This is a genomic window from Methanogenium marinum (assembly GCF_028912405.1).
GTDB lineage: Archaea > Halobacteriota > Methanomicrobia > Methanomicrobiales > Methanomicrobiaceae > Methanogenium > Methanogenium marinum.
Map to the genome: position 1 here is coordinate 1,469,022 of NZ_JAKELO010000002.1, position 13,072 is coordinate 1,482,093.

Genomic DNA, 13,072 nt, shown 5'->3' on the forward strand with positions numbered 1-13,072 from the left:
TGGTACGTGTGTTGAGAGGTATGATATGGTAAGGTGTGTGTGTTGCGCCCCTTTTCTCTGGTATCTCGTTTTTTCTCCCTGGTTTGTGCTTCCGTGCCTTATCCGGTATCCCTATTCGGATAAGGCGGGATGCAGCCGCTGTGGATATCTGGTGAAAGACCACTGCGGGAGTTATGTATTGGTTCCCAACTTGTGCCAAGCTGGTACTAGTTATCTATTCGATGTGGCTGCATATATACCTTTTGCCTAATGCCAAGCATTAGGCCGTGCATTGACTCGTGCATTAGCGAAAGCTATATGCTATGATGCGAAAAGATTCTAATCATACATGCTTGGTGCCTTTCCTCAGGAATTAACCCGGATCTGTGAGGTTCTCAGGGAGAACCCCAAGGGGATGGCAGTCCGTGACATTGCCGATGCCATTGGGATGAACCGTAACACAGCCTCACGCTATCTGGATATGCTTCGTGTGGCAGGTCAGGTGGAGATGAAGACCTATGGCAAGGCGAAGGTCTTCTACATTTCACAGCGAATGCCCATCTCTGCGATGATGGACTGTGCGGTTGACATGGTCTTTGTTTTGGACCCGTCGCTTACGGTTGTAGAGGCAAATGATACCATATGCACCTTTCTGGGGGGATGCCGTGATGGTATCGTAGGTCACCCGATGCGGGAATCAGCACTTGGGGCTTTTGACCACCCCCTGATCGTAGGGCGCATCAGTGATGCAATGGAGGGGAAGGGTTCAACAGATGAACTTCGATATATGCGAGTGGACGGTGAGGTATTTTTCCGGGTAAAAACTATTCCGACTGTGCTCAATTCCGGTTTACCCGGCGTGGCTGTTGTTATGGAAGATATCACCGGGAAGAAGGTGGCAGAAGAGGCACTCCGTGCGAGTGAACTGAAATTCCGCACCCTCGTTGAGGACATCAGTGACGCAATATGGATCATTGGGGATGACTGGATATTCTCCTATGTGAGCCCCCGCACTGAGGATATCCTTGGGTACCTGCCGGCACGCATGGAGGGGGAGTCAATCTTCTCGTACATCCCTGACAATGATCATGAAGGGGTGGAGGCAGCCCTTGAGGAATGCCGTAAATCTGTCCGGGGATGTTCGGTTGTTCCCATTTCCATGCGTCATATAGATGGCTATTCTGTTGATGTGGAAGTGAGTGCATCCCCCCAGTTTGATCTCCTGGGAGACTTCACCGGGTATCGTGCGGTCTGTCGAAATGTAAGTGAACGGCGGGTGCAGGAGCGCAGGATTCTGCAGTGGAAGTCATTTCTTTTTTCCATCGTTCAAAATATTCCCGCAAAGGTGATGGTGACAAATGTGGAAGACCGGTCGCTGGTGTTTGTGAACCGATCATTTGAGGAGATGTTTTGCATCTCTTCTGATGAGGTGGCAGGCAGGCAGTGCAGAGATATATTTTCTCTGGATCTTTGCCGTGTGCTTCTTTGTGGGGATGAAGAAACTGTGATGTCTGCTGAGGAGGTGGATGTGCCGGAGGTTGTGGCGTTTGTCCCGGGTGTCGGGGAACGGATTCTCTGGGTCAAAAAGATCCCGGTCTTCTCCAGCAAAGGGCATCTCCGTTATATTCTTGGTATTTATGAAGATGTGACTGATAAAGTCCGGAATGAACAACGCATTTGTGCTGAACGTGACCAGGCGCAGCAGTCGCTTGATGCGGCCGGTGTCCTGATTGCCGTAATCGCCCCGGATGGTACTATAAGAACGATGAATCGCAGGGGCTGTGAAATGCTCGGCTACCCAATGGATGGGCTTATTGGGAAGAATTGGTTTGATACCGTTGTGCCCCCGCATTCACATGCCATTTTGAAGGAGCGGTTCAATAATGTCCTTACAATAGGCAGTTTTTCTGCAGTCTCTGAAACAGGCTATCTCCTTCATGCTGATGATACATTGATCCCGGTTGCATGGCAGAATGCAATTCTGCCGGGTGAGGATGGGGAACCGGCGGGGGTAGTCACCTCTGCTGAACCACTGCCGGAAGTGCCATGATTACAGGAAACTTCACGTCGCTGCCGCAACCTTTTTCTTCCTGACATGCGGGATACCCCATATGTGTTTTTTCCCATTCCGGTCATGTCGAAAAAAATCCCGGTTCTCTCTGGTATTTTTATCCATCCTGTTTTTCGGATTTATCTTTATGTCTGGTGTGGTATCTGCAGAATCAATTGTTCCTGAACTCCCGGGGATATCTGATGTCTATGGTGTAGGGGAAGAGATCACACTTGGAGGTGAGACGAATCTTGCTCCCGGCACGAAGATTCTGATAACGATAGAGGGGGCAGAATTTCGTCCTTCAGAAAAGGGTGGGATTGGGGCACTTTCCGGCACATCAGGAATGGTGGTGGTGCAGGATGGCATCCCTTCTTTCTGGTCATTTTCTTTCACTACCCGGGGATGGGAACCTGGTGAATATCTGGTCATCATCGAAGTACCAAAGACCGGGACAGTAGTGTCGGGCTCTTTTTCTCTTCTCCCTGCTGGGAATGTATCGGAAATGGCTGTCTCGTCGCTCCCGACGGTGTCTCCATCGGATACGCCTGAATCATCACCTCTACCGCTGGCCACATCGCCCACATCTGTGCCGCTCTCTCCTGCTGCCGGAGTGGCGGGTTTTGTCGTATTTTATCTATTCCGGGCGTATTTTTCATGAGTAACTGCGATATTTTGGTGGGGTGATTGGTATCCGTTCCCGTTCAGAGGCAGAAACAGGCAGATATATCTGTTCAGGGTCTGGAAATCTATCTGAACAGGAAGGAGTGGTTTATCTATGGTTTTTTTGCGTTTAGGTATTGAAATATTTGGTTTCAGTCTGGTGGGTATTCTCTTTATTATAAACATCATATTTGCCATCTCTGTGGTCTTTGTTGAAAGGAAAAAACCCTCTGCAGCTTTGTTGTGGGTGGCTGTTCTCTTCTTTTTGCCCCTCTTTGGGTTCCTTTTGTACCTTGTATTTGGGCAGACAATATACAAAGAACGAATATTTCGGCTCAAAGAAGAGGATGACCGTATCGCAAAAGAGGTGATTGCACGGCAGGAGGAAAGGCTGGAGGGTATCCATGTGCCATTGGAGGATAAGGCAGGCGATTATCTCAATATGATTGCGATGCTGCTGAAAAATGATCAGGCGGTTATCTCAAATGACAATATTGTAGAGGTATTCACTGACGGAAATGCCAAATTCGATGCACTGCTGGAGGCAATCGACAATGCAGATGACTTCATCCACCTTGAGTATTACATAATCAGAAACGATACCCTTTCCCGGCAGATTGCAACTGCTCTTGCACGAAAGGCACGGGAAGGAGTGACTGTCCGGGTGCTGGGGGATGCCGTTGGGTGTCACAGTCTGCCGAATGATTTTTACCGTGAGCTCACGGATGCAGGGGGGGAGGTTGCCTGGTTCTTCCGGTCAAAATATCTCCACATCAATATGCGGGTCAACTACCGAAATCACCGGAAGATTGCTGTGATTGACGGAAAAATCGGATTTATCGGGGGGTATAATATCGGGGACGAATACCTGGGCAAAGGCCCGCTGGGAAACTGGCGTGATACCCACCTGAAGATCACCGGCTCTGCAGTGCATTCCCTGCAGGTTCGGTTTTTCATGGACTGGAACCATGCCGCGAATGGTGATCTGGGTTTTGAAGAGCGGTACTTCCCGACCCCGGAGGAGCGTGAGGGAACGTTGGTGCAGATTGTTTCCAGCGGTCCGGACTCCCATGGCGAGGCGATAAAAAAGGGATATCTGAACCTTATCAGCAATGCCCGGGAGAGTGTCTGGATACAGACGCCGTATTTCATCCCGGACGGGAGCATCATGGATGCTCTGAAGATTGCCGCAGAATCAGGTGTGGACGTGCGTATTATGTTCCCCTGTAAACCGGACCATCCGTTTGTCTACTGGGCAGGTTTTTCTTATCTCTGGGAGCTTATGGAGTCTGGTGTGCGGGTATATAGCTATGACAACGGGTTTATCCATGCAAAAACGGTTGTTGTAGATGGTTTTGCGGCATCCGTCGGGAGTGCTAACTGGGATATCAGGAGTTTCTCCCTTAATTTTGAAGCAAATGCCTTCCTGTACAAGGGAGACGTCCCCCCGGCCCTGAAACAGATTTTTGCAGATGATATTGCATCCTGTACTGAAGTGACGTTGGATATGTATGGAAACCGGACTTTTGTGGTGCGTTTAAAAGAATCGTTTTCCCGTCTGTTTTCCGGGATTTTATGAGTCTTTTTGGTGGGGATTTAATGTATCCCCTTTCGTGATGATCCTGATATTTTAATTTTAACTCTTCTCCCTATTTCTGATGTTTGAATTTTATTGTTTTTTGTCGGTTTTTTTCGGGTATTTCTCGAAAAAATGCCTAACCCGTGGAATATTCTGACGGTAGTGTACTTCCAGGGATGGTATGGTATAGGGTAGGTACTGTGGCAACATGGCCGATGCCATCACACATTTCTCAATAAGATTTTTTTCCCGGCCAATAACACAGTTTTCCTGTTGCATCACTGCTTCCAGAAACTCTTCTGTTGTCTCAGCATGGGCACAGGTTAGGACATGGCCAAGGTCAGGGAGTATGTGGCCATCTGTTCCGCCGGTGATGCACATCCCGCGTGATTTTGCCACTTCTGCAGCCTTTTTGTTGAGTTTCCGTGACATGCCGCCGCTGATCACTTCCAGCCCGTCGAATGCATTGTACATCCGGGGGGGGAGGTACTGTCGTTCGATGCATTTTGCAAGGCCCTTGTTGAAGAGTAAGTAGCCAAAAGGGTGGGCGGCGACCATGACGCAGTTGTAGTCGTCTGCGAGTGCAGCAATATCCGGTGTTGTGAGGGTGGTTGCAAGACACGGGCTGGCACTCTTTGTATCTTTGATGTGTTTTTCGTAGCATTCCGTGAGGTCCTGTACCGAGAAGAAGTAGAGGAGGATATGTGGGCCGTCCCAGGCACTGATCTCAATCCCCGGGATGAGGAGGACAGATGCATCCTGCCGTTCAGATTCAGTTACGCCGCTCACCGCGTTGTGATCGGTTATGGCAAGGCCAATTCCTTTCTTTTTTGCAAGTGCGAGGGCGTCGCGGACGCGGGTGGGAGAATCAGAATGGTTGGTGTGAAAGTGCATGTCCACTCCGGCAAGACCGCTTTTGCGGATATCATGGATGTCGGGTTCACTGAATATGACTTGTGGAAATGTGCTATTCATAATCATTCTTCTCAGGTATTATTCGGTTGTCGTGGCTCATACTTACCAGTGATGTCTGGCGGGTGTACGTCTGTCTGTAAATACTTGAAAAATATGGAGAATTATAATCAAGTGTGTCATTTTGTTGAAGACTGTGCTCTGCAATGCATCCTGAAGGGCAGATTTGTCAGGGGCATCATCTTTTGTATAGGGTGGTTCGGGGATGTTTTTTTGTGATGTATTTTTTCAGGTTTTTTATGTGATAATCGCAGTTTCTTTTATCCGTGACAGCATGAGGAAAAAACTGGTCTGATTGTGCGCTTCAGGTATATGTATTATAGTCCGTGCTTAAAAAAACAAAATTACTATTTTAATGTATGTTTTATGCCCGATATGGGGATATATCCGGTACAACCAAATCTTAAGTATCTATTATTGAGGTTAAAAATTGTGGTATCTAAAACATGGGCTGGGACATTATCTGTCCTTACGATAATAATTGCAGTGCTGTGCCTGGCAGCACCGGCGATGGCTACAACCTGGGTGGTAAATCCTGATGGAACAGGTGACTTTACCACCATTCAGACGGCACTGGATAGCGAATGGACAAGTGGCGACACAATAGAGATTGAATATGCAATCTATAAGGAACCGGTCGCGGTGGACGCGGACGGTGGGGGACTCACGATCACAGGTGTGCCCTCTCCGGCGGGTGACCTGCCGGTAATAGACGGCATGAACGGTGCGATTGAATTGCCCGGTCTTGTTGACGGTTTTTTGGGCTGTGGGGAGTGTTCAATGTTCCTCTATAACGGCGATTTCGCCGTTTCGTCTCTATGTGTGACAAATGCCTCGAGGAACGGACTGGTGGTAAACCCCTCTGGAGATGAGAATACTGTCTCCCTCACAGATATTGAGGCCGCAGATAACGGCAATCACGGTGTCAATGTCCTCTGGTGTGACAAGGTTGTGCTGTCTGGGATTGAGGCATATAACAACGGAAGGCACGGTATCAATGTATATTCTGATTCTCTTGAAGGGACTGACCTGCTCTGTACTGATAATGGCAGGCATGGTCTGAGTGTCTGGGCTGGTGACGTTTCACTTACATACGTGGATGCCTTCCAGAACGGATACCGCGGTGTTTCTGTCCACACGTGGTGTGATGCTTGTCCCGCGACTCTCCTCACCGGAATATATGTTGCGGATAATGGGTGGGATGGGCTCTTTGTCGAGGGATCTGGTCCCTCAGATGCGGAGATTTCCCGCATTGAATCGACCGGCAACGGCGGAGACGGCGTGGTCCTGAAAGGATTTGATGATTTCACCGCAAGCGACCTGTTTCTTGATGGGAATGGGGTGGGAGAGGCGCTTACGTCAATTCTCCTTGCAGACGGTGAAAGTGGTATGTCCCTGTCCTGTGCAGACTCCGTGAATGGTGTTTCCCTGTGCAATAAAATGGACCGGAATAACGACTTCCTCTTCTCTGCAGACGTTGATGCTGCAGCGACTGAGAATGTGGATGTGGTAAATAGTGGCATATTCTGTGACCTTCGCGGTGAAGGGAACGGTCTCTTTGTTATGAATAGCGGGAATGGCACCATCGAGAATGTGGACGCCACGAACAACCCGTCTGTTGGTATCCTCGTGGATGCGACCGGCGATGTGGTCATCTCCGACTGTACCGCAGATGAGAACGGGTATCTGGGTATTCTCACGGCGTCTATGTCTGACGAATCCGAACAGCTTTTGGGTCAGGTACTGTCGGATACCGGCATGGACACGGAATCTGCTGAAACAAAAGCAGTGATTGAAACTGCGTTTACCCGGATGAGTGCATCTGTGGCGGATGCAACAGTCGTCTCTGAAGATGAATTCATCCTCTGGGAAAATGTGAGCATCCTTATAGGAGACGTTTTCGAAGAGGGCCCGGATGTGACACTCTCCTCTGTTGAGGCGAATAATAACGGCTATGCCGGAATCGGGGTTATTGCCTCGTATATCAATGCAACGGATATCAGTGCAGATGAAAACGGAGCGAGCCCGACAGATGTTGTAGGCACCCTCTCTGGTGCCGGTATTGTCGGGGCATCCTTCGTTGGTGAATTCTCTGACATTGCGGCTGCAGATAATGGCGGTGCCGGTATGGCTGCAGCCTCGCTTGCCCTGTATATTGATGATGCCACGTTCACCGGCAACGGTGCAGAGGCGTACAGTGATACGCATGGCCCGCACTTCCAGACCGGACTTCTCACGGTATCTCTGGTAAACTTCTTCTCCGGTGTTCAGTCTGACGAGAATGCCGGTTCCGGTATTCTCATGACCTCAGTCATTACGTTATGTGACGAATGTTCGGCATCCGGGAATGCGTATGGTGGCATTGTCGCTGCAGACCCTCTGAGTCTGGGCATCGCTGCTGTTCTTGTACATGGCGGACTGGACAGTATCATGGATACAACGGCTCTCTCTGAAGAAGACCGGTTCTATCTGGAAAGTCTCTCCACGCCTGCCATGCAGGATGTCGTGACCTGCTACGGCACGACAGATGCGGTTCTTCCGTCCTCTGTGTCCGGCATTGATCTCGATAATATCACCGAAGATGATGTGGCATTTATCATTGACGTGCTGCACCAGTATATGGCCACAACCGGGTGCTATATGATGAACTCCGCGGCAGACGAGAACGGACTCTTTGGCATGGCAGTCGTCTCCCCGAATGTGATAACGAATGGATTTTCTGCCGATGGGAACGGGTATGACGGCGGGAGCCCCCTTCTGGCCATTGCAGGAACGGGTATTGTCGGTCTCTATCTGAACGGTGATTTCATGGAAACCTCAGTATCTGAAAATACCGGGGCAGGGATGGTCACTGTTGGTGTGGTGTCAGAGTATGATGGTGTCATTGCAGATGACAACGGCTACGCAGGCATTGTCACCATCGACCCTGTCACCCTTGCCGCAGCAGCGCTCGGCGCATACTTTGTGGTGCTGGACGACACCGGTGCCCAGGTGACTATGGCAGCAGAAGATTCCGCAGAGACGACCGATCTTGAGATGCATGCAGATATTGCAGAGAGTGCGGTCGTGCAGGAGATTGTCTCTACCTACTACACCGGCACATCGTCTGTGGATGCCACCATTGATGGTGTCAGCATCCCTGAGGATGGGATGGATATCCTTCTCGAACACATTGAACTTTACTTTGAAAATGCGGGTGTCTATGCATACGATGTATCTGCATCCGGGAACGGTTACCCTGGTTTTGTCGCCATCGCTCCGAACGTGGTGATGGACGGCGTCACGGCAGATGACAACGGTGCTGCAAACGATGACGAGAGTGGAATCATTTCCCTTGCCGCAGGCAGTGGTGTTATTGGTCTTTCCATCGTTGGTGACTATGAGGATATCGCGGCATCCGGTAACACCGGTGCCGGAATCGCCACTGCAGGCGTCGTCACCGATATGACCGCCTGTGATGCAGATGAAAACGGCGTCGGTGTGGTCTCTCTCTTTATTGTTGGTGACTGCACGGAAATTATGGCAGATGAAAATGCCGGCCCCGGTATTGTCCTCGCCGGAATCAATGGTACGCTCACCGATTCTGTTGCCATAGAAAATGCCGGCCCTGGTATTGTCTGTGTTGACCCGGTGGCAACCGTTCTCATGTACCTGGTACCTGTCATGTCGGCAGGCGCTGATGATGCAGAAACTGTCTCCCCTGAGACGCTTGCACTTCTGTGCCAGCTCTCCGGCAGCACTAACAGTGTATCGTCCGTGAGTGGCGATGTTGAAACTGAAACTAAAACTGCATGGACACTCATTGAGTGGGCGGTTGAACACGTCTCTTCGTATGAAGGAGACATCACTGAACTGAATGAAACTGAGATTCTCGACCTTGTCCTTACCCACTACCTGACCAATGCCGGAATGTCTGTCTCTGATGTAAGTGTAGACAATAACGGCTGGCAGGGTGTCGTGATTCTTTCCCCGTCCGTTGTAATTGAAGATGTTGCAGCAGAGGGCAATGGGTATCACGGTGTTTCTGTTATCAGTCCGTGGAAAGCGGTTGATGCTTTCGGGTGGGTGCACCCCGCAGAACCTGTTGGAGCCGAACGCCTGAGTGTCCGGGGGATTTATGCCGTGAGTAACGAAGGTGCAGGTCTTGCGGTCGCCGGAGCGAATGGTGGAGATGTGATGGATGTCTATGGCTCTGATAATTATGTGGGCATCCTCCTTGCTGATTCAGACAACCTCATGGTCTCAGATACTATGTTTGAAACAAACTGGGCTGCGTCGGTATTGTGTGGCGGCAGTAAGTTCAACAGTCTCACCCCTATTGGCCCGGTCATGCCGGACGGGGCACTCACTGACCTGACCGGTTCATGCAACAATGCATTTGTCGGTACTGCAGTTGACGGGGGCATTGTGGTTTATCCGAACTCCTCCGGCAATGTATTTGACAATACCTTCTTTGATGAAGCTGCGGAGATAGCAGCCGATATCTCAGGTGACGGACCCTTTGTTCTCTACAGCACGTCCGGGTACTGGGCTCCGGTACTGCCGGACCCACAGCGGCTGGCACATATGGGTGGATGTGGAATCGGTGTTTCCGGTCTGGGTGGGTTTAACACGACTGTGAACATCACCTATGACTACAGCTATGGATACTCTGAGGTTGAAGGTGAAGCCTTGTATCCACAGTGGGCAGTGAATTCCACGACCCCCTGGGAATACTGGGGATTCAATACTGTAACCAATGACAAGTCTGCGAAAACAGTCGGAACAATGGTAGTGCCAATAACTCCCTCAGCCTCTGTTCCGTATGGTGAATTTACCGATTTGATGTTCATTGCGCCGTTCTGGGTGGAAGAGCAAAGCAGTGACGACCCGGGCCATGATATCTTCATGAAGTCCCTCTCAGAGAATGATGAGGCCGGGTATATCGGGCCTGATGGTGTCTTTATCCCGTATACAACGCCGGATGCTCCTGTGGGAGAGATAGGTGACGGTACAGGCGATGGCGCCGGAGACGGTACTGGTGATGATACCGGTGACGATTCCGGCGATGACACGGGTGCACCACAGCAGTCCGGTGCAGACGGTGACGGTTCTGCCTCTGGTCAGGCAGGAGCTCCCGGTGTGACAGCCACCGCAACTGCAGTGGCCACCACCCCGGTACCCACCACCACCCCGGCGGGCGTTGTTCCGGTTATTGGTGCACTGGGTATCCTCGGTGCCCTTGCGGTCATCCGCCGCCGGTAATCATTCCCTTCTTTTTTTTCGGGCACCATCGTAGGGCATGTGCAGCAACGTATATATATGTACAATGGCCCACATGTGCTGTATGGAAACCAAGTATATTCTCGATGAGAATGACCTGCCGAGACAGTGGTATAATATCCAGGCGGATCTACCGGTGCCCCTTTCGCCGTCCTATAATCCACAGACAAAGGAGCCCATTGGTCCGGAAGATCTCGCACCGATCTTTGCATCAGAACTGATCCGACAGGAGGTATCAACTGAACGTTACATCGATATCCCGTCTGAGGTGCGTGACATTCTCACCCTCTGGAGACCATCTCCTCTCTACCGTGCCCGCCGGCTGGAAAAACTCCTGAAGACGCCTGCAAAGATATTCTATAAGTATGAAGGAGTAAGTCCCCCGGGCTCACACAAACCGAACACGGCGATTGCACAGGCCTACTACAATATGAAAGATGGCATCGAGCGAATAGCAACAGAGACGGGTGCCGGGCAGTGGGGTTCTTCTCTCGCCTTTGCGACCCAGCTCTTTGACATGGAGTGCAAGGTCTACATGGTGCGGGGCAGTTATGACCAGAAACCCTATCGCAAGATGATGATGCAGTGCTGGGGGGCGGAATGCATTGCATCTCCGTCAAAGGAGACTAATGCCGGGCGGGCAATGCTGGAGAAAGATCCTGATACCTCCGGTTCTCTGGGGATGGCGATATCTGAAGCGGTTGAGGATGCGGCCTCACACGCGAACACTAATTATTCCCTTGGGTCTGTCCTGAACCATGTCTGCCTGCACCAGTCGGTGATTGGTCTGGAGACTCTGGAGCAACTGAAGATGGCTGGTGAGGAGACGGCAGATGTTGTCATCGGCTGTGCCGGCGGCGGTTCCAACTTTGCAGGGCTGGCGTTCCCGTTTATGCGGGAAAGGATTGCAGGGCGAATGCCTGACTGTCAGTTTATTGCCACCGAACCATCGGCCTGTCCGACGCTCACGAAGGGTCTCTATGCCTATGACTTTGGTGACGTGTCAGGCTACACACCTATAATGCAGATGTATACGCTTGGGCATGGGTTCGTCCCGCCTTCCATTCATGCGGGCGGGCTGCGATATCATGGTATGGCACCGCTTGTCTCCATCCTGCACCACGAAGGTCTTATTGATGCGGTATCCTGTCACCAGAATGAAGTATTTGCTGCAGCGGTTGCGTTCTGCCGCTCAGAGGGCATCATTGTGGCGCCGGAGTCTGCCCATGCAATTAAGACAGTGATGGATGTGGCAGAAGAGTGCCGGCGTACTGGTGAAGAGAAGACGATTGTCTTCAACTGTTCCGGGCATGGCCACTTTGATCTGTCTTCATATGAAGCATACTTCGCGGGTGCCCTGCCGGATTATGAGTATCCCGCAGACCTTATTGCAGCTTCACTCAAAGATCTGCCGAAGATTCAGTGATGTTGATTGGCTTTGTAGTAAACCCGGTTGCGGGGATGGGCGGTGCTGTCGGACTGAAAGGGACTGACGGAGCAGTGGAGGAGGCAAAGTTGCGGGGAGCGGTGCCTGTTTCACCGGGCCGTGCCCGTATACTTCTCTCCCTCATCGTGCCGGGTGTTCATACGTTTCTTACTGCAGGCGGCCCGATGGGTGAGTCACTGCTGGCTGAGAACGGGCACCCGGCAGATGTGGTGTATGTACCTGATGGAACCGAGACCACAGGAGAGGATACCCGAAAGGCGTGTCAGGTGTTTACGGACCGGGGGTGCGACCTTATCCTCTTCTGTGGGGGGGACGGGACTGCCCGTGATGTCTTCGCTGTTGTCGGTGATACTATTCCTCTTCTTGGCGTGCCATCTGGTGTGAAGATGTATTCCGGAATTTTTGCGGCGACTCCTGCCGCAGCGGCTGACTGCGTGAACCGGCTTGAAGAGGCGGTGATGACAGATGCAGAGGTGATGGATATCGATGAGTCGGCCTATCGGGATGGCAGACTTGCAGTAACCCTCACCGGGATTGCCCGTTCGCCTGCCCTCACCGGTCATCTTCCCTCTTCGAAATGGGCGACGGACGCGATGCATGAGGGGCGGGCACAGGCAGAGATTGCCCGGTTTATCATAGACATAATGCGAAGAGATACATTGTACCTGATCGGCGCCGGGAGTACTACTGCTGCTGTTATACAAGCATTGGGGGAAGATGGTACATTACTGGGCATTGACGCAGTTTTTGATGGCGACATCATCGCCCGTGATCTCAATGAAGAGGGAATTCTTCATCTTCTAAACCGGTATCCCCGGGTGCAGGCTGTTGTCTCACCCATCGGGGCACAGGGTTTTGTGCTGGGCAGGGGAACCCAACAGTTCTCTCCTGCGGTGGTTGAACGTATCGGTCCGGAGAATTTCATTGTCATTGCAACCGAGGCCAAACTGTCCCGTACTCCTGCTCTGTATCTGGATGCTGGTAATCCTGAAATAAGCTCAAAATTCCCTGATTCATTACAGGTTATTTGTGGATATGCGATGGCCCGCCGGATGCCCTTGATACAGTAACCCGGAGGAGGGCTCCCTTCAGGTAAGGAATAGGTCGGTTTCTGTAGTGA

The 13,072-nt window shown here is 51.2% G+C and carries 7 protein-coding genes; 6 read left to right on the plus strand and 1 reads right to left on the minus strand.

Translation table 11 applies throughout. The features are described from left to right. The first annotated feature begins 328 nt into the window (after positions 1-328). From L0665_RS07435 to cls, 3 genes are all read left to right on the plus strand, one after another. Entirely contained in the window at positions 329-2,029 is a 1,701-nt protein-coding gene (locus L0665_RS07435; protein WP_274925065.1) for a PAS domain S-box protein, read from the plus strand. 148 nt (positions 2,030-2,177) lie between these two features. Then, complete coding sequence (locus L0665_RS07440; protein ID WP_274925066.1) at positions 2,178-2,690, plus strand: hypothetical protein; 513 nt, start codon at positions 2,178-2,180, stop codon at positions 2,688-2,690. A 117-nt stretch (positions 2,691-2,807) separates the two neighbouring features. Continuing rightward, positions 2,808-4,271, plus strand: a complete 1,464-nt coding sequence (cls, locus tag L0665_RS07445) for a cardiolipin synthase (RefSeq protein ID WP_274925067.1) — start codon at positions 2,808-2,810, stop codon at positions 4,269-4,271. Positions 4,272-4,361: 90 nt separating this feature from the next. Here cls and L0665_RS07450 read toward each other — a convergent pair whose 3' ends face one another. Then, the gene (locus L0665_RS07450) at positions 4,362-5,246 is read right to left on the minus strand and encodes a PHP-associated domain-containing protein (RefSeq protein ID WP_274925068.1); all 885 of its coding nucleotides are present in this window, start codon (positions 5,244-5,246) and stop codon (positions 4,362-4,364) included. A 429-nt stretch (positions 5,247-5,675) separates the two neighbouring features. On the opposite strand from L0665_RS07450, the gene L0665_RS07455 reads away from it, so the two are divergent. The 3 genes from L0665_RS07455 (at position 5,676) to L0665_RS07465 (ending at position 13,022) form a co-directional block, all read left to right on the plus strand. Next, positions 5,676-10,487 carry a right-handed parallel beta-helix repeat-containing protein gene (locus L0665_RS07455; RefSeq protein ID WP_274925069.1) on the plus strand — a complete coding sequence of 1,604 codons (4,812 nt, stop codon included), beginning with the start codon at positions 5,676-5,678 and terminating at the stop codon, positions 10,485-10,487. An 82-nt stretch (positions 10,488-10,569) separates the two neighbouring features. Beyond that, complete coding sequence (locus L0665_RS07460) at positions 10,570-11,931, plus strand: TrpB-like pyridoxal phosphate-dependent enzyme (protein WP_274925070.1); 1,362 nt, start codon at positions 10,570-10,572, stop codon at positions 11,929-11,931. Further along, complete coding sequence (locus tag L0665_RS07465) at positions 11,931-13,022, plus strand: ATP-NAD kinase family protein (RefSeq protein ID WP_338036426.1); 1,092 nt, start codon at positions 11,931-11,933, stop codon at positions 13,020-13,022. Before L0665_RS07460 ends, L0665_RS07465 begins: the two co-directional genes overlap by 1 nt. The last annotated feature ends 50 nt before the right edge of the window (positions 13,023-13,072 follow it).